The 16,808-nt window shown below is 72.5% G+C and carries 17 protein-coding genes; 14 read left to right on the top strand and 3 right to left on the bottom strand.

Annotated elements, in window-relative coordinates; translation table 11 throughout:
* Positions 1-193 precede the first annotated feature (193 nt).
* The 6 genes from AB0G17_RS33760 (at position 194) to AB0G17_RS33735 (ending at position 5,177) form a co-directional block, all read left to right on the top strand.
* Complete coding sequence (locus AB0G17_RS33760; RefSeq protein WP_361390881.1) at positions 194-1,270, top strand: nitronate monooxygenase; 1,077 nt, start codon at positions 194-196, stop codon at positions 1,268-1,270.
* A 10-nt stretch (positions 1,271-1,280) separates the two neighbouring features.
* Positions 1,281-2,033 carry a 16S rRNA (uracil(1498)-N(3))-methyltransferase gene (locus AB0G17_RS33755; RefSeq protein WP_361390879.1) on the top strand — a complete coding sequence of 251 codons (753 nt, stop codon included), beginning with the start codon at positions 1,281-1,283 and terminating at the stop codon, positions 2,031-2,033.
* Between the two features lie 75 nt (positions 2,034-2,108).
* The gene (locus AB0G17_RS33750; RefSeq protein WP_361390877.1) at positions 2,109-2,618 is read left to right on the top strand and encodes a hypothetical protein; all 510 of its coding nucleotides are present in this window, start codon (positions 2,109-2,111) and stop codon (positions 2,616-2,618) included.
* Between the two features lie 134 nt (positions 2,619-2,752).
* Positions 2,753-3,112 (top strand): histidine triad nucleotide-binding protein, encoded by a 360-nt coding sequence (locus AB0G17_RS33745; protein ID WP_361390875.1) that lies wholly within the window; start codon positions 2,753-2,755, stop codon positions 3,110-3,112.
* A gap of 96 nt (positions 3,113-3,208) precedes the next feature.
* A complete protein-coding gene (locus AB0G17_RS33740) occupies positions 3,209-4,120 on the top strand; it encodes a ribonuclease Z (RefSeq protein ID WP_361390873.1) in 912 nt (303 codons plus the stop codon).
* A 49-nt stretch (positions 4,121-4,169) separates the two neighbouring features.
* Positions 4,170-5,177, top strand: a complete 1,008-nt coding sequence (locus AB0G17_RS33735; RefSeq protein WP_361390871.1) for an adenosine deaminase — start codon at positions 4,170-4,172, stop codon at positions 5,175-5,177.
* A gap of 311 nt (positions 5,178-5,488) precedes the next feature.
* On the opposite strand, the gene AB0G17_RS33730 is transcribed toward AB0G17_RS33735, so the two are convergent.
* Complete coding sequence (locus tag AB0G17_RS33730) at positions 5,489-5,854, bottom strand: hypothetical protein (protein ID WP_361390869.1); 366 nt, start codon at positions 5,852-5,854, stop codon at positions 5,489-5,491.
* 104 nt (positions 5,855-5,958) lie between these two features.
* Complete coding sequence (locus tag AB0G17_RS33725) at positions 5,959-7,158, bottom strand: MFS transporter (RefSeq protein ID WP_361390867.1); 1,200 nt, start codon at positions 7,156-7,158, stop codon at positions 5,959-5,961.
* A gap of 289 nt (positions 7,159-7,447) precedes the next feature.
* On the opposite strand from AB0G17_RS33725, the gene AB0G17_RS33720 reads away from it, so the two are divergent.
* The 6 genes from AB0G17_RS33720 to AB0G17_RS33695 all read left to right on the top strand — a co-directional run bounded on the left by AB0G17_RS33720 (position 7,448) and on the right by AB0G17_RS33695 (position 13,539).
* Positions 7,448-8,755 carry a glucarate dehydratase family protein gene (locus tag AB0G17_RS33720; protein ID WP_361390865.1) on the top strand — a complete coding sequence of 436 codons (1,308 nt, stop codon included), beginning with the start codon at positions 7,448-7,450 and terminating at the stop codon, positions 8,753-8,755.
* Between the two features lie 215 nt (positions 8,756-8,970).
* Complete coding sequence (locus AB0G17_RS33715) at positions 8,971-10,113, top strand: PfkB family carbohydrate kinase (protein WP_361390863.1); 1,143 nt, start codon at positions 8,971-8,973, stop codon at positions 10,111-10,113.
* A 260-nt stretch (positions 10,114-10,373) separates the two neighbouring features.
* Positions 10,374-11,390, top strand: coding sequence for a PhoH family protein (locus AB0G17_RS33710; RefSeq protein ID WP_361390861.1), 1,017 nt, complete (start codon positions 10,374-10,376; stop codon positions 11,388-11,390).
* A 12-nt stretch (positions 11,391-11,402) separates the two neighbouring features.
* On the top strand, positions 11,403-11,900 hold the full coding sequence (gene ybeY, locus AB0G17_RS33705) for an rRNA maturation RNase YbeY (RefSeq protein ID WP_101388248.1): 498 nt from the start codon (positions 11,403-11,405) through the stop codon (positions 11,898-11,900).
* Complete coding sequence (locus AB0G17_RS33700) at positions 11,897-13,189, top strand: hemolysin family protein (protein WP_361390859.1); 1,293 nt, start codon at positions 11,897-11,899, stop codon at positions 13,187-13,189. Before ybeY ends, AB0G17_RS33700 begins: the two co-directional genes overlap by 4 nt.
* A complete protein-coding gene (locus tag AB0G17_RS33695; RefSeq protein ID WP_361390857.1) occupies positions 13,186-13,539 on the top strand; it encodes an MmcQ/YjbR family DNA-binding protein in 354 nt (117 codons plus the stop codon). Before AB0G17_RS33700 ends, AB0G17_RS33695 begins: the two co-directional genes overlap by 4 nt.
* Before the next feature lie 4 nt (positions 13,540-13,543).
* Here AB0G17_RS33695 and AB0G17_RS33690 read toward each other — a convergent pair whose 3' ends face one another.
* Entirely contained in the window at positions 13,544-14,959 is a 1,416-nt protein-coding gene (locus AB0G17_RS33690; protein WP_361390855.1) for an MFS transporter, read from the bottom strand.
* 170 nt (positions 14,960-15,129) lie between these two features.
* Between AB0G17_RS33690 and AB0G17_RS33685 the strand changes: the two genes are divergently transcribed.
* Both AB0G17_RS33685 and AB0G17_RS33680 read left to right on the top strand, forming a co-directional pair.
* The gene (locus AB0G17_RS33685; protein WP_361390887.1) at positions 15,130-15,951 is read left to right on the top strand and encodes a helix-turn-helix transcriptional regulator; all 822 of its coding nucleotides are present in this window, start codon (positions 15,130-15,132) and stop codon (positions 15,949-15,951) included.
* A gap of 48 nt (positions 15,952-15,999) precedes the next feature.
* Positions 16,000-16,353, top strand: coding sequence for a cytidine deaminase (locus tag AB0G17_RS33680; RefSeq protein WP_361390853.1), 354 nt, complete (start codon positions 16,000-16,002; stop codon positions 16,351-16,353).
* The last annotated feature ends 455 nt before the right edge of the window (positions 16,354-16,808 follow it).

The following is a 16,808-nucleotide window of genomic DNA, read 5'->3' as shown; positions in this document are numbered from 1 at the left end:
CGCAGTTCCCCGCGCCCCTGGGTAGTTAGGGGCGCGGGGAACTGCGCGCCCAGCCCACCACGGTCCGCAGGTAAAGACGGGGCCCGGGGCGGAGCCCAGGGGCGGCCCGCAGGCCGAGCCGGGTCCGAGGGTGCAGCCCACATGGCGGGACGGGCGATTCGGTGCCGGAGCGGGCCCGTGGCACGATGCGGGCATGGCTTTGACCGATCTCTGCCGGTATCCGATCGTGCAGGCTCCCATGGCCGGTGGCGTCTCCGCCCCCGGTCTGGCCGCCGCGGTCTGTGACGCCGGTGGACTCGGGTTCCTGGCCGCCGGGTACAAGACGGCCGACGGGATGTACCAGGAGGTCAAGCAGCTGCGCGGGCTCACCGCGCGGCCGTTCGGGGTCAACCTGTTCATGCCGCAGCCGACGCACACCGACCCGGCCGTCATCGAGGTGTACCGCAACCAGCTGGCGGGCGAGGCCACCTGGTACGAGACGCCGCTGGGCGACGCCGACTCCGGCGGTGACGATGGCTACGAGGCCAAGCTGGCGATCCTGCGCGACGACCCGGTCGCGGCCGTCTCCTTCACCTTCGGCTGCCCCGAGCGCGAGGTGCTCGCCGCGTTCGCCACCCTCGGCACGTACACCGTCGTCACCGTGACCACCCCCGACGAGGCGCTGGCCGCGCAGCTCGCCGGGGCCGACGCCGTGTGCGTCCAGGGGATAGAGGCCGGCGGCCACCAGTCGACCCACCGCGACGACCCGCAGGCCGACGGCTCCGGGATCGGGCTGCTCTCGCTGATCACCCAGGTCCGCGAGAGCGTACGCCTGCCGGTGATCGCGGCCGGCGGGCTGATGCGCGGCGCCCAGATCGCGGCGGTGCTCGCGGCGGGCGCCGACGCGGCGCAGCTCGGCACGGCCTTCCTGGCCTGCCCCGAGTCCGGCGCGCACGCGCTGCACAAGCAGGCGCTGACCAACCCGCTGTTCGTCCGTACGGAGTTGACGCGGGCGTTCTCCGGACGCCCGGCGCGGGGCCTGGTCAACCGGTTCATGCGCGAGCACGGGCCGTACGCCCCGGCCGCCTATCCGGAGGTGCACCAGCTCACCGCCGGGCTGCGGCGGGCCGCCGCGGCGGCGGGCGACGCCCAGGGGATGGCGCTGTGGGCGGGGCAGGGGCACCGGCTGGCGCGGGCGCTGCCGGCCGGGCGGCTGGTGGAGGTCCTGGCGGCCGAACTGGACGCCGCGCTGGCCGCGTTGGCCGACGCATCGAGAAAGCGAACCACATGAGGAGTGCGTCATGACCGCCCCGGTCTTCGTCGTCGACCGTTTCCACGAGTCCGGGCCGGGCGGCCGGTACGTCCTGGACGGCCCCGAGGGGAGGCACGCCGTCTCCGTGAAGCGGATGCAGCCCGGCGAGGACGTCGTCCTGACCGACGGGCTCGGCAACTGGGCGGACTGCGTGGTCCTGGAGACCGAGGGCAAGGACCGCCTGATCGTCCAGCTCGACTCACTGGCGACGGAGCCCGAGCCGGAGCCGCGCATCACCGTCGTCCAGGCGCTGCCCAAGGGCGACCGGGGCGAGGTCGCCGTCGAGACGATGACCGAGACGGGCGTCGACGCCGTGGTGCCGTGGCAGGCCTCGCGCTGCATCACGCAGTGGAAGGGCGACCGGGGCGCCAAGTCCCTCGCCAAGTGGCGCGCGACGGCGCGGGAGTCGGGCAAGCAGTCGCGCCGGGTGCGGTTCCCGGAGGTACGGGACGCGATGACGACCAAGCAGGTTGTCGCGTTTTTGGCCACGGCTGATTTCGCCGCCGTGCTGCACGAGGACCGGGAGGCCCCGAGCGAGCCGCTGGCCACGGCCGAACTGCCCGCCCAAGGGGAGATCGTCCTGGTGGTGGGCCCCGAAGGGGGCGTCTCCCCCGAGGAGTTGGCGGCCTTCGCCGAGGCGGGCGCCCGGCCGTACCGGCTCGGCCCGAGCGTTCTGCGCACCTCCACGGCGGGCACGGCGGCGGCCGCACTGCTGATGGGGCGCATCGGACGCTGGTCGTGACGTCGTAAAGCCCTCTATCGCGCCCGGCGCGGTGGTGGGACGCTGGCGCGTATGGGGGCAAGGAGATACGTAACGTTGCCGCTGCGCCACCGGCGCGCGCTCGCCGCGCTCGGCCTGGCCGGGGCGGCCGCCGTCGGCGCCGCGGCGTGCGACCCGGTCGGCGGCATGAGCTCGGTCACCGTCTCGGTGACCACCGACAAGGTCGCCACGAGCAAGCTGGAGCACGACGGCATCAAGGTGCGCTACTTGACGTGCACGGCGAAGGTCGACGGCGGCGGCACCTCGACGCGTACCCCGTCGGCCGGTTCGACCCGCACGGTCGCCACGGTCGACTGCCGGGGCCGCACCGACGACAACAAGAAGATCAGCGTCACCGGCAAGGTCACGGAGGAGCGCGAGGACCGCTGCGTTCGGGGCGACCTGACGGCGAAGGTCGGGGACCGCACGGTCTTCCACGCGAACGTCCTGGGCGACTGCAACGCCCCGCCCCCCACCAGGACCACCCCCAGGCCCCCGGGCAAGCCGGGCAGCCGCCCGACGGTGACGGTCACGGTGACCGTGACGGAGACGTTCCAGGGCAAGTGACAAACCGGAGCGGGCGGGTCCGGGGCGGCGGGCCCGGGTGGACGGATCCGGGGCGAATGGGGATCGGCGGGCAAACGTCAGTAGCATGCCCCTAGCTGATCCACTGTTCCACCGCGACCGAGGAGCTCAGGACCGTGGCCGGAGAGCCGCAGGCGGACTGCCTGTTCTGCAAGATCGTCTCGGGGGACGTCCCGGCGACCGTCGTCCGGGAGACCGAGACCGTCGTGGCGTTCCGCGACATCAACCCCCAGGCGCCGACGCACATCCTCGTCATCCCGCGCGTCCACTACCCCGACGCCGCCTCGCTCGCGGCCGCCGAGCCGGTGATCGCCGCCGATGTCCTGCGCGAGGCCGGGGAGATCGCCGCCGCCGAGAAGATCGACGGCAGCGGGTACCGGGTCGTCTTCAACACCGGCAGCGGCGCGGGCCAGACCGTCTTCCACGCCCACGCCCACCTGCTCGGCGGGCGCGGCCTGCAGTGGCCGCCGGGATAGGACCGGGCCGCTCTTTCCGGGGGCGACCCCCAGCCGGACAGGCGGGCGCTCCCGGGTGCTCGGCAGGTCTTCGTGAGGCAATCGGAGTAACAGGCGTTGTCCGTACGTGAATTGGTGGTGCTCGGCACCGCCAGCCAGGTCCCGACCCGGCACCGCAACCACAACGGCTATCTGCTGCGCTGGGACGGCGAGGGCATCCTCTTCGACCCCGGCGAGGGCACCCAGCGGCAGATGCTGCGGGCCGGCGTGGCCGCGCACGACATCGACCGGATCTGCGTCACGCACTTCCACGGCGACCACTCGCTGGGGCTCGCCGGGGTGATCCAGCGGATCAACCTCGACCGCGTGCCGCACCCGGTCACCGCGCACTACCCGGCGAGCGGGCAGCACTTCTTCGACCGGCTGCGGTACGCGACGGCCTACCGCGAGACGGTCGAGCTGGCGCAGGTGCCGGTCGAGGGCGAGGGGGCGGTGCTGGCCGCGACCGACGCGTACACGCTCGAAGCGCGGCGGCTCTCGCACCCGGTCGAGTCGTACGGCTACCGGATCACCGAGCCGGACCGGCGGCGGATGCTGCCCGCGCTCCTGGCCGAGCACGGCATCGCCGGGCCGGACGTGGGCCGCCTCCAGCGCGAGGGCGCGCTCGGCGGGGTGACGCTGGACGACGTCAGCGAGACGCGGCGCGGCCAGCGGTTCGCCTTCGTCATGGACACCCGGCTCTGCGACGGCGTGCCGGAGCTCGCCGAGGGCTGCGACATGCTGGTCGTGGAGTCGACGTTCCTGGACGAGGACGCGACGCTCGCGGAGGACCACGGGCATCTGACGGCGGGTCAGGCCGCCGGGGCGGCCCGCGACGCGGGGGTCCGCCACCTCGTCCTCACGCACTTCTCGCAGCGGTACGCGGACCCGGCCGCGTTCGAGGAGCAGGCGCGGAGGGCGGGGTTCGAGGGGGAGCTGACGATCGCGGCCGACCTGACGAGGGTGCCGCTACCGAAACGGTCGGCGTAGCCGCCGTCCTACTGTTCTTTCTTACCAGCCACGTTCAGGAAGCGCCTCCATGCCCCTCCCCAAAGCCGAACTCCACCTTCACATCGAAGGCACCCTCGAACCCGAGCTCGCCTTCGAACTCGCCGCGCGCAACGGCGTACAGCTGCCGTACGCGGACACCGAGGAGCTGCGCAAGGCGTACCTCTTCGACGACCTCCAGTCCTTCCTCGACCTGTACTACTCGCTGATGGCGGTGCTGCGTACGGAGGACGACTTCGAGGCGCTGGCGGAGGCGTATCTGGCGCGGGCCGCGGCGCAGGGGGTGCGGCACGCGGAGATCTTCTTCGACCCGCAGGCGCACACGGCGCGCGGGGTGGCGATCGGGACGGTCGTGGAGGGGCTCGGCCGGGCCCTGGACCGCAGAGAGGCCCGGCACGGCATCACGACGCGGCTGATCCTCTGCTTCCTGCGCGACCAGTCGGCCGAGTCCGCCCTGGAGACGCTGGAGGCGGCGCGGCCGTATCTGCACCGGATCGTGGGCATCGGCCTCGACTCGGCGGAGGTCGGGCATCCGCCCGCGAAGTTCCGCGAGGTGTACGCGGTGGCGGACTCGCTGGGGCTGCGGAAGGTGGCGCACGCGGGGGAGGAGGGGCCGCCGTCGTACATCACCGAGGCGCTCGACGTGCTGGGGGTGGAGCGGGTGGACCACGGGCTGCGGGCCCTGGAGGACCCTTCGCTCGTCGCCCGCCTCGTCCGCGACCGGATCCCGCTGACGCTGTGCCCGCTCTCCAACGTCCGGCTGCGGGCCGTGTCCGCGCTGGAGGAGCATCCGTTGCGGCGGATGATGGACGCGGGGTTGATGTGCACGGTGAACTCTGACGATCCGGCGTACTTCGGGGGGTACGTCGGGGACACGTTCGACGCGGTCGGGGCGGCGCTGGATCTGTCTCCCGAGGATCTGCGGACGCTCGCGCGCAACTCGTTCCTGGCGGCGTTCTTGGAGGGGGAGGAGGGGGTGCGAGAGGGGTACCTGGCGGAGGTCGACGCGTATGAGTTCCCCACCCCGCCCCTTCCCTAGACCCTCCGGGGGTGGGGGTGGGCTGAGCTGGTCCCCCGGGGGCTGCGCCCCCGGCCCCCGCCCGCGGGGCCTGCGGCCCCTGCACCCCGCTTACGGGGCTTCGCCCCGGCGCTCGTGTTTGTCTGCGGGCCGGTGGGGGCTGGTCGCGCAGTTCCCCGCGCCCCTGGGGGGCGGCTGGTCGCGCAGTTCCTCGCACCCCTGGGGGGGCGCGTCCAGGGGGGTGCCGGGAATGGGGCGTCTCCGGCGGGCAGAGGGTCTTGTCGGCCCCGCCCGCAACCTGTGGCTCGCCGGGCCATAAGCCGCTGTCGAACTCAGCTCATCTGGGTCTTGATGTGCTCGACCACCTCGTGGAACTCCTTCGTCGGCGAGAAGTCCACGTACTCGCAGTCCTCCAGCGCCTCGGGGGCGTGGCCGGGGGGCCAGTAGAATGCCTGTCCCTCCTCGTAGACCTCATCGCCATGCCGCGTCCGCATTTTGAGGGTGCCCTTGAGCAGGTATCCCCAGTGCGGGCACGGGCACAGGTCGTCGGGTAGCCCCTTGCAGACCGGCGCCATGTCCGTGCCCTTGGGGAAGCGCGCGAAGACCGCGGCCATGTTTCCCCCGACCTCCCTCATACGCACCTCCACGCCGCCGCCCTCGATCACGACCGGAGCATCACTACGCGTCGTCGCTGGCATCGCCGCGCTCCTCTCTTTTGCCGTCCCCTTCCACTCTGCGACTCATCCGCGCCGTCGGCCACGCGGCAGCCTCGGCCCAGCCCCCACCGGCCCGCAGGCGGCGCTCACACCGAGAGGCTGAACTCGCTCCCGCCCGCAGGGTGGAGCGTCTGGGGCGTCGGGCCGGGGATGGGCGCGGTCGCAAGGGGGCGGTGGCGGGCCAGGGTCGTCAGGGGTGCGGCCACCACCAGTAGCACCAGCCCCAAGACCGCCCCCATCCCGCCGTACCCCGCCTGGGACGACAGCACGCTCCCCGCCAGCGGTCCGCACGCCACCCCCAGGGACGACGCCGAGCCCGCCAGGACCGCCCAGCGGCCGCGCGGGTCCAGGGACGCCGCCAGGGCGAGCAAGTACGAGAGCACCACGGGGTAGAAGACGTTCCAGAGGATCTCGCCGCACGCGAAGGACACCAGACCCCGCGCCGACGAACTCAGCACCACGCACCCCGCGATCACCACCGTCCCCACCCCGATCGGCACCGCGCGCCCCAGCCGCGCGCCCAGCGCCCCCGCCCCGGTCACCCCGAGCAGGCCCGCGCCCAGCGCCACGGCGAACACCGCGCCCACCGTGACCTCGGTCAGGCCGGCCTGGGTCAGGCCGATGCGGCCGCTCACGCCCCACAGCGCGTTCTGCGCCAGGGACCAGCAGAGCATCGCCGCCGCCAGGACCGAGCCCGAGCGGCGGCGCGGCAGGCGGGGAGACGGCAGACGCTCGGCCACGTGGACCGGCGCCGGGCCCGGCAGGTGCGTCGTCACCGGCCACACCGACCCCGCCACCCCCGCGAGCGCCGCGAACGGCAACCCGTGGCCGCCCCCGAAGTGAGGGATCGTCAGATACAGCGCCCCGGCCGTCGCGGACACGGACAGCAGCCCGAACGTGGTCAGCCGGTGCGGGTCCCGCCGCGCGGCCATCCCCGACGCGGCCACCGCCGTCGCCGTACCGGACCCGAAGCCCCCGACCACCGCCCCCGCCACGACCAGCGGGAGCAGCGACGTGAGCGCGGCGGCGCCGTAACCGCCCAGCGCGAGCAGCAGGCCGAGCCGGGCGAGGCGGCGCTCCCCGTACCGCTCCACCCGCGCCGCCAGCGTGAAGCCCGCCGCCGCCGAGCTCAACAGCAGGGTGGAGCCGATGAGTCCGGCTTGGGTGGGGGAGAGACCGAGGCCGGAGGAGAGGCGGCCCACGACGGTCGGGAGCAGATAGGCGGCGAGGTAGCCGGCCGTGAAGACGGCGACCAGAGGCCAGGCGGCACGAGGGCGTGCGGACATGGGCGTTCCAGGGAGCGGTGCCCGAACGGGCAGGAGGTGCGGAGAGGCAGAGCAGAGCAGAGGAGAAGCGGAGAAAGTTCAAAGAGGGGGATACGGCCCGGTGTTGGCACGCACGGGAACGCGGCCCAATTTGTATCAAGCGCCCGGAGTGCACGAAAAGGTAGACTGTAGTGATCTGGGTCACATTTTGTTTGGAGCGGTGGGGGCGTGGGCAGACCGTCGTTTCCCCGCCTCCGCTCCGGCGGTCTTCCCTTGACCCGCCTCGTTCACATATCTAGCCTCCATTCCCATGGATATACGCGAGCACCGCATCGTCGACATCCGGCTCACCCCTGTCCTCATCTCCGACCCCCCGCTCCTCAACGTCCAGGGCGTGCATCAGCCGTACACCCCTCGCCTCGTCGTCGAAGTCGTCACCGACAGCGGTGTCACGGGGGTGGGGGAGACCTACGGCGACACCAAGTACCTGGAGCTGGCCCGGCCGTACGCCGCCTCCCTCCTCGCCGCCGGGCACCACCTCTCCGACCTCCCAGGGCTGTTCACCCTTATGAACGAACTGCCCGTCAACGGCGATCGCGTCGACCACTCCGTCGACGTCGGCGGGCTGCGCGGTGTGCAGAGCGCCGACAAGCTGCGGCTCTCCGTCGTCTCCGCCTTCGAGGTCGCCTGCCTCGACGCGCTCGGCAAGACGCTCGGTGTGCCCGTGCACACCCTCCTCGGCGGCAAGGTCCGCGACAGCGTGGAGTACAGCGCCTATCTCTTCTACCGGTGGGCCGAACACCCGGGCGGGGCGGGCGAGAAGGACGACTGGGGGGCGGCTCTCGACCCCGCCGGGATCGTGGCGCAGGCGCGCCGGTTCGTGCGCGCGTACGGGTTCACCTCCTTCAAGCTGAAGGGCGGTGTCTTCCCGCCCGAGCAGGAGGTCGCCGCGGTCCAGGCGCTCGCCGAGGCCTTCCCGGGGCATCCGCTGCGGCTCGACCCGAACGGCGGCTGGAGCGCGGCCACTTCGCTGCGCGTCGCGGCCGAGCTCGCGGACGTACTGGAGTACCTGGAGGACCCGGCATCCGGCACGCGCGCGATGGCGGAGGTCTCCGCGGGCACCTCCGTCCCGCTCGCCACCAACATGTGCGTGACCACGTTCCCCGAGATACGCGAGGCCTTCCGCAGCGACGCCGTGCAGGTCGTCCTCAGCGACCACCACTACTGGGGCGGGCTGCGCAACACCCGGGAGCTGGCCGCCGTCTGCCGCACCTTCGGGGTGGGCCTGTCCATGCACTCCAACACCCATATGGGCATCAGCCTCGCCGCGATGACCCACGTCGCCGCGACCGTGCCCAACCTCGACTACGCGTGCGACAGCCACTACCCGTGGCAGAGCGAGGACGTCGTCGTGGACCGCCACGTCTTCCGGGAGGGGCGGCTCGCCGTCTCCGACGCGCCGGGGCTCGGCGTCACCCTCGACCGGGACGCGCTCGACCGCCTCCACCGGCGCTGGCTGGAGGACGACGGCACCCTGCGCGACCGCGACGACGCCGCCGCGATGCGCCGCGCCCCCGGCCACGAACAGTGGCGCACACCGTCCCTGCCGCGCTGGTAGGACCGCCCACCGGACCGCCACCGGACCGCCACCGGACCGCCCACCGGACCGCCACCGGACCGCCCACCGGACCGCCCACCGGACCGCCCACCGGACCGCCCACCGGCCGGTCACCGGGCCGCTCGCCGCCCCTCGCCGGGGCCGTCCGCGGCCCCTCCCCCGCGTGTACGGATCGGGCACACTGGCCCCATCCGTACGCGAACGGGGAGCCCGCCGTGACCACATCCAGCAGAGAGCAGCAGGACCGCGCCGCCCAGGGGGGCCACACCGCGGGCGTCGACCCGCTGGACAAGGTGCGCCGGCCACGCGACCCGGAGTGCGACGTCTTCCTGACCGGGACCGTCTTCCTCGACATCATCTTCACCGGGCTCGACTCGGCCCCCGTGCGGGGCACCGAGTCCTGGGCGCGCGGCATGGGCTCCAGCCCCGGCGGGGTCGCCAACATGGCCATCGCGCTCGCCCGGCTCGGGCTGCGCACCTCGCTGGCGGCGGCCTTCGGCGACGACCACTACGGCGAATACTGCTGGGACGCCCTGGAGCAGGGCGAGGGCATCGACCTCTCGCTGTCGCGGACCGTGCCCGGCTGGCACTCGCCGGTCACCGTCTCCATGGCGTACGAGGGCGAGCGGACCATGGTCTCGCACGGCCACGAGGCGCCCCTGGAGGCGGTGCCCTTCCACGCGGGCGCGCCCGCCACGCCGCCACGCGCGCGTGCCGCGATCGCCTCGCTGGTGCCCGGCCGCGCCGAGGAGTGGATCGCCGACGCCGCCCGGCACGGCTCGCGGATCTTCGCCGACGTCGGCTGGGACGACACCGGGCACTGGGACCTGGCGGGCCTGACCGGGCTCGAACACTGCGAGGCGTTCCTGCCCAACGCGGGCGAGGCGATGCGCTACACGCGCACCGACTGCCCGCGCGCGGCCGCCCGCGCCCTGGCCGAGAAGGTGCCGGTCGCGGTGGTCACCCTGGGCGCGGAGGGCGCGTACGCGGTGGACGGCTCGACCGGGGAGACCGCCGAGGTGCCCGCCATCGCCGTGGAGGCGCTCGACCCGACCGGGGCGGGCGACGTGTTCGTGGCCGGGTTCGTCACCGGGACGCTCGCGGGGTGGCCGCTGGCGGACCGCCTCGCGTTCGCCGGGCTGACGGCCGCGCTGTCGGTCCAGGAGTTCGGGGGTTCGCTCTCGGCGCCGGGCTGGGCGGAGATCGCCGCGTGGTGGCAGGCCGTCCGCACCCGGCCCGGGCAGGACCCCGAGGCCCTGCGCCGCTACGAGTTCCTGGAGGGCCTGCTGCCGGGCGCGGCCCGGCCGTGGCCCCTGCGCCGGGCGGTCCCCACGATCGGCTTCCGCAGTCCGGCGTGAGCGTCCGGCCGCAAGGGGACGCCCCGAAGGGGCGCCCTGAAGGGGCGCGGGGAACTGCGCGACCAGCCCACCACGGCCCGCAGCCGGGAGACGGCATCAGCCCCCGCGGCGCTTCCCACCCGGTAAAACCCCCGCGGCGCTTCCCACCCGGTAAAACCCCTCGGCGCTGTCAGTGCCAGGTCGTAGGCTTGGTGTTCCAGAGGTTGTCGAGCAGCGAGAACCCTGCAACGGGAGGTATGCGCAGGCCCCAGCGCCGGCCCATGACTCAGACACCCACACAGCCGCAGGCGAGTGCCCAGATCAAGGTCCCTGCCAAGCACCCGATGGTGATGCTGCTCGGATCCGGTGACTCGCTGCTGCGCGTGATCGAGAAGGCCTTCCCGGCGGCCGACATCCATGTCCGGGGCAACGAGATCAGTGCCACGGGGATCCCGGCGGAAGTCGCGCTCATCCAACGCCTGTTCGACCAGATGATGCTGGTGCTCCGCACCGGTCTGCCGATGACGGAGGACGCAGTGGAACGCTCGATCGCCATGCTCAGGGCGAGCGAGAACGGCAAGGGGGAGGACGGCCACGAGACGCCGGCCGATGTGCTGACGCAGAACATCCTCTCCAGCCGTGGTCGCACCATCCGCCCCAAGACCCTCAACCAGAAGCGGTACGTCGACGCGATCGACAAGCACACGATCGTCTTCGGCATCGGCCCCGCCGGTACGGGAAAGACCTACCTCGCCATGGCCAAGGCGGTCCAGGCCCTGCAGTCCAAGCAGGTCACCCGGATCATCCTGACCCGCCCCGCCGTCGAGGCGGGCGAGCGCCTCGGCTTCCTGCCGGGCACGCTCTACGAGAAGATCGACCCGTATCTGCGCCCGCTCTACGACGCGCTGCACGACATGCTGGACCCCGACTCGATCCCCCGCCTGATGGCGGCCGGAACGATCGAGGTCGCCCCGCTGGCGTACATGCGCGGACGCACCCTGAACGACGCGTTCATCATTCTGGACGAGGCGCAGAACACCAGCGCCGAACAGATGAAGATGTTCCTCACCCGCCTCGGCTTCGACTCGAAGATCGTCATCACGGGTGACATCACCCAGGTCGACCTGCCGAACGGGACGAAGAGTGGTCTGCGCCAGGTCCAGGAGATCCTGGAGGGTGTCGAGGACGTCCACTTCTCCCGGCTGTCGTCCCAGGACGTCGTCCGGCACAAGCTCGTCGGCCGTATCGTCGACGCGTACGAGAAGTACGACAGCCAGCAGGACCGCAACGGGAAGTAGTCAGAGCGCACCATGTCGATCGACGTCAACAACGAGTCCGGAACCGAGGTCGACGAGCAGGCGATCCTCGACATCGCCCGCTACGCGCTCACGCGGATGCGGATCCACCCGCTCTCCGAGCTCTCGGTGATCGTCGTGGACGCCGAGGCCATGGAGCAGCTGCACATCCAGTGGATGGACCTGCCCGGTCCGACCGACGTCATGTCCTTCCCGATGGACGAGCTGCGTCCGCCGATGAAGGACGACGAGGAGCCCCCGCAGGGGCTCCTCGGTGACATCGTGCTCTGCCCCGAGGTCGCCAAGAAGCAGGGCGAGGACGCGCCGACGCAGCACTCCATGGACGAGGAGCTCCAGCTCCTCACCGTCCACGGAGTGCTGCACCTGCTGGGGTACGACCACGAGGAGCCGGACGAGAAGGCCGAGATGTTCGGCCTGCAGGCGGCGATCGTGGACGGCTGGCGGGCGGAGAAGGGCCACACCGGCCCCTCCCCGGCGCCGACCGTCTCATGACCGGGCAGCTGCTCTTCGGCGCCGTCGCCCTGGTCGTGGTCGCCTGGCTGGCCGCCTGCGCGGAGGCGGGCATCGCCCGTACGTCCTCGTTCCGCGCGGCCGAGGCCGTGCGGTCGGGGCGGCGCGGTGCGGCCAAGCTCGCCCAGGTGGCCGCCGACCCCACCCGCTACCTCAATGTGGCGCTCCTCGTCCGGGTCGCCTGCGAGATGGCGGCCGGGGTCCTGGTCACCTACGTCTGCCTGGAGGACTTCGGCGAGACCTGGACGGCGCTGCTCGTCGCCATCGCGGTGATGGTCCTCGTCTCGTACGTCGCGGTCGGCGTCTCGCCGCGCACCATCGGCCGCCAGCACCCGCTGAACACGGCGACGGCCGCCGCGTATGTGCTGCTGCCGCTGGCCAGGATCATGGGACCGGTGCCGCAGCTGCTGATCCTCCTCGGCAACGCGCTCACGCCCGGAAAGGGCTTCCGCAAGGGCCCGTTCGCCTCCGAGGCCGAGCTGCGCGCGATGGTCGACCTCGCCGAGCAGGAGTCGCTGATCGAGGACGACGAGCGCCGGATGGTGCACTCGGTCTTCGAGCTCGGCGACACGCTGGTGCGCGAGGTGATGGTGCCGCGCACCGACCTCGTCTGCATCGAGCGCTACAAGACCATCCGCCAGGCGCTCACCCTCGCGCTGCGCTCGGGCTTCTCCAGGATCCCGGTGACCGGCGAGAACGAGGACGACGTCGTCGGCGTCGTCTACCTCAAGGACCTGGTCCGCAAGACGCACATCAACCGTGACTCCGAGGCCGACCTGGTCTCCACCGCGATGCGCCCGGCGGCCTTCGTGCCCGACACCAAGAACGCGGGCGACCTGCTGCGCGAGATGCAGCAGGACCGCAGCCACGTCGCCGTCGTCATCGACGAGTACGGCGGCACGGCCGGCATCGTCACCATCGAGGACATCCTGGAGGAGATCGTCGGCGAGATCACCGACGAGTACGACCGGGAGCTGCCGCCGGTAGAGGAGCTCGCGGACGGCTGCTTCCGGGTCACCGCGCGGCTCGACATCGGCGACCTGGGCGAGCTGTTCGGGCTCGACGCGTTCGACGACGAGGACGTGGAGACGGTCGGCGGACTGCTCGCCAAGGCGCTCGGCCGGGTGCCGATCGCGGGCGCCACGGCGGTCGTGGACCTGCCCGACGGGCGGGCTCTGCGGCTGACGGCGGAGTCCCCGGCGGGCCGCCGGAACAAGATCGTGACCGTGCTGGTGGAGCCGGTGCTGGTCAAGGAGGAGGAAGAGGCGTGACCCCTCAGGAGTTCCGGACCTTCTGCCTGGCGTTCAACGCCGCGACCGAGGAGTTCCCCTTCGGCTCGGAGACCTCCGTCTTCAAGGTGCTCGGGAAGATGTTCGCGCTGAGCAACCTGGGCGGCACCCCGCTGAAGGCCAACCTCAAGTGCGACCCGGACGAGGCGGTGCGGCTGCGCGCCGAGTACGAGGCGATCATCCCCGGCTGGCACATGAACAAGCGCCACTGGAACACCGTGGACGTGGATCAGCTCCCGGACCGGCTGGTCCGGGAGCTGATCGAGGACTCGTACGACCTGGTCGTGGCCGGTCTCCCGAAGGCCGAGCGGCTCCGGCTCGACCGGCCCTGACGGCTCAGCCCTTCCGGCGGCCGAGACCGACCGCCACCAGGCCCGCGGCCGCCACCACGATCACCGCGTCGATCACCAGCACCGTCCGCACGCCGTGGAAGAGGTCGCCCCCGGTCGTGGCGAGCACGCCGAGCAGCGGGATGCCGATGGTGAGGCCGACCTGCTGGGTGGTGGTGACCAGACCCGTCGCCAGCCCCTGCTCCTCGTCGGGCACACCGCTGGTGACGGTCACTCCGTACGAGATGATCGCGCCCAGGTGGCACATGCTGGCCAGCGAGACGGCGACGGTGGCCAGCAGCGCGCCCGACTCGCGGCCCAGGGCGAGCAGCAGCGCGATGAACAGGCCCTGGCCGAGCAGCGAGGCGACCAGGGTGCGGCGGGCGCCGAAGCGGCCGATGACCTTGGCGGCGTAACCGCCGGCGACGGCCGACAGGACGCCCTGGACGCCGAAGACCAGACCCGTCCGGAAGGACGACAGGCCCAGGACGTCCTGGAGGTAGAGGGTCAGCACGAAGACGACCGTCGACATCATCGAGAAGGTGACCAGACCGCCCAGGTTGCCCCACGCCACCGTGCGGCGCTTCAGCATCGGCAGCGAGACCAGCGGGGCCTGCGCCCTGGACTCGACCACCACGAACGCGGCGAGCAGCGCCAGACCGGCGACCAGGGTGCCCCATACGTCCGCGCCGCCGAAGCCGCGCTGGGCCGCCGTCGACAGGGAGTAGATCAGCGCGAGCAGACCGCCGGTGACGGCGACCGCGCCCGGCACGTCCAGGCGCGGCCGGTCCGGGGTGCGCGACTCGGACAGCAGCCCCGGCGCCAGGGCGAGGACGATCACCGAGGCGACCGCGAGCAGACCCATGGTCGAGCGCCAGCCCAGCGTGTCCGTCATGACCCCGCCGAGCACCATGCCGACGGTGAAGCCGAGCGAGAGCAGGGTGCCGCTGATGCCGAGCGCCCGGTCGCGCTGCGGGCCCTCGGGGAAGGTGGTGGTCAGCAGCGACATACCGGTCGGCACGATCACCGCGGCGCCCAGGCCCTGCAGCGCGCGGCCGGTCAGGAACGACGCCGGGTCCCAGGCGAGGGTGGCGAGCAGCGAGGCCGCGCCGAAGAGGGCGAGACCGGTCAGGAACAGCTTCCTGCGGCCGTACAGGTCGGCGATCCGGCCGAACAGGAGCAGGAAGCCGCCGGACGGCAGCGCGAACGCGGTGACCGCCCACTGGAGCGCGGACCGGCTCAGACCCAGGTCGTCGCCGAGGACGGGCAGCGCCACGTTCAGTACGGAGAAGTCGAGCGCCACCATGAACTGGGCGGCGCAGAGCACGAACAGGACCAGCTTCGCCCGGCCGGAGAGCCGGCCGTCCTGCGGGGCCTGTGCGGCGACCGGCGTGGCCGGTGCGGTGGAGGTGTCGATTGCCATGGCCACAGCCTGGCTGGCCGGGAATCGCCGTGGAGAGTGGGAACTTATCCTGTTGGCGGTACCACCAGGCAGCGGCCGGTGGCGCCGACGGGTAGTCGACGAGGGGGAGTACGGACGTGGCCACGCCGATCGACAAGTCGCTGCGGCGCACCGAACTGCGCGAGTTCCTGATGAACCGGCGGGGCCGGATCAGCCCCACGGACGCCGGGCTGCCCGACGGCGGCGCCCGCCGCCGCACCCCGGGGCTGCGCCGCGAGGAGGTCGCGGTGCTGGCAGGGGTGGGGGTCTCCTGGTACCAGTGGCTCGAGCAGGGCCGGGACATCACGGTGTCGCCGCAGGTCCTGGACTCGGTGGGCCGGGTCCTGAAGCTGACCAGCGCCGAGCGCCGCCATCTGTACGTGCTGGCCGGGCTCAACCCGCCCGCGCCCGAGGTCGATCCGGCCAATGCCGACATGTGCCAGGGGCTGCAGCGGCTGATCGACGCCTGGATGCCGTTCCCCGCGCACATCATGGACGCGTACTGGAACACGGTGATGTACAACGACGCGGCCTCCATGGTGCTCGGGATGCGCCCCGAGATCGTGCAGAACTGTCTGGTCGCCTTCTTCACCGACCCGGTCTACCGCGCCCGCGCCAAGGGCTGGGAGGAGATCGCCGGGAAGGTGGTCGCCCAGTACCGGGCGGCCTGTTCGGAACGGCCCGATGACGAGGGCTTCCAGGAGGTCGTCGAGGAGGCGTCCCGGCTCTCGGCGGAGTTCGCGCAGCTGTGGGAGCAGCGGGACATCCTGCCCGGCGGCCAGATCAAGAAGGAGTTCCAGCACCCGGTGGTCGGCACGCTGTTCGTCGAGTCCACCCAGCTGCGGGTGCCCGCCCGCCCGGACCTCGCGATCGTGCTGCACACCCCGCTGCCGGAGACCGACACGGCCGCGAAGCTGGAGTGGCTGGCCTCGCCGGAGGGGCGGCGCGGGTCGATGTACCCGGTGGCCGGCTGAGCGCGGGGGGTCGCGGGCGCGTCCAGGCCCACTCCTTATGCTCTCGCTATGACTCTGAGCACCGAACTCGACCCCGAGGACCGCAAGATCATCACCCTGGCGCGCAGCGCCCGGGCCCGCAACGGGGTGGCCGAGGGCGCGGCCGTACGGGACGAGACCGGGCGTACGTACGTCGCCGGGACCGTGGAGCTGGACTCGCTCAAGCTCTCGGCGCTGCGCACGGCGGTCGCGATGGCCGTGGCCAGCGGGGCGAAGTCGCTGGAGGCGGCGGCGGTGGTGACCGAGGCGGAGACGGCGTCCGCCGAGGACCGGGCGGCGGTGCGGGACCTCGGCGGTCCCGGCACGCCGGTTCTGGTGGCGAGGCCGTCCGGTGAACTCCGCGCGAGCGTGACGGCGGGCTGAGGGCCCGGCCTTTGTCCGCGGGTGAGTGGGTGGCTGGTCGCGCAGTTCCCCGCGGCCCTACGCTGCAACGGTTGCGTGCGCCCCAGACTGCCCAGGGGCGCGGGGAACTGCGCGACCAGCCAGCGACGGTCCGCAGCCGACGAACCACCCAGGGGCGCGGGGAACTGCGCGAGTAACCCGGCACGGTCCGCGGACGAAGACCTGGCCTTGGCCGGTTCCAGCCGCCCGGGCCGTGGCCGGTTGCGGCCCACCGGACCGGCCGTTTCGGGCCGTCCGCGGCCCGCACCGAAGAAAACCCCGGCCCCCCCTTGCGCCCCCGCGCCCCCCGCGCATCAATGAACAGCAGTTCATCCGACGGACCGTCAGATACGGCGGCCGGGCAGGGGGCGCGAGCCGCGGTCCCCGAACCGAGTCGGCCGCCCTCCTCCCGCGTGGCGTGCGCACCCCGCCCGCGG

It is taken from the genome of Streptomyces sp. NPDC023838, from assembly GCF_040639555.1.
Lineage (GTDB): Bacteria > Actinomycetota > Actinomycetes > Streptomycetales > Streptomycetaceae > Streptomyces.
This window is presented reverse-complemented; position numbering and strand designations above follow the sequence as displayed.

Bases quoted from the DNA above. Each gene is read 5' to 3' on its own strand.
- AB0G17_RS33760 (WP_361390881.1), top strand. From the start codon at position 194: ATGGCTTTGACCGATCTCTGCCGGTATCCGATCGTGCAGGCTCCCATG.
- AB0G17_RS33725 (WP_361390867.1), bottom strand. From the start codon at position 7,158: ATGTCCGCACGCCCTCGTGCCGCCTGGCCTCTGGTCGCCGTCTTCACG.
- AB0G17_RS33685 (WP_361390887.1), top strand. From the start codon at position 15,130: ATGAACCGGCGGGGCCGGATCAGCCCCACGGACGCCGGGCTGCCCGAC.
- AB0G17_RS33700 (WP_361390859.1), top strand. From the start codon at position 11,897: ATGACCGGGCAGCTGCTCTTCGGCGCCGTCGCCCTGGTCGTGGTCGCC.
- AB0G17_RS33710 (WP_361390861.1), top strand. From the start codon at position 10,374: ATGACTCAGACACCCACACAGCCGCAGGCGAGTGCCCAGATCAAGGTC.
- AB0G17_RS33730 (WP_361390869.1), bottom strand. From the start codon at position 5,854: ATGCCAGCGACGACGCGTAGTGATGCTCCGGTCGTGATCGAGGGCGGC.
- AB0G17_RS33680 (WP_361390853.1), top strand. From the start codon at position 16,000: ATGACTCTGAGCACCGAACTCGACCCCGAGGACCGCAAGATCATCACC.
- AB0G17_RS33755 (WP_361390879.1), top strand. From the start codon at position 1,281: ATGACCGCCCCGGTCTTCGTCGTCGACCGTTTCCACGAGTCCGGGCCG.
- AB0G17_RS33720 (WP_361390865.1), top strand. From the start codon at position 7,448: ATGGATATACGCGAGCACCGCATCGTCGACATCCGGCTCACCCCTGTC.
- AB0G17_RS33690 (WP_361390855.1), bottom strand. From the start codon at position 14,959: ATGGCAATCGACACCTCCACCGCACCGGCCACGCCGGTCGCCGCACAG.
- AB0G17_RS33735 (WP_361390871.1), top strand. From the start codon at position 4,170: ATGCCCCTCCCCAAAGCCGAACTCCACCTTCACATCGAAGGCACCCTC.
- ybeY (WP_101388248.1), top strand. From the start codon at position 11,403: ATGTCGATCGACGTCAACAACGAGTCCGGAACCGAGGTCGACGAGCAG.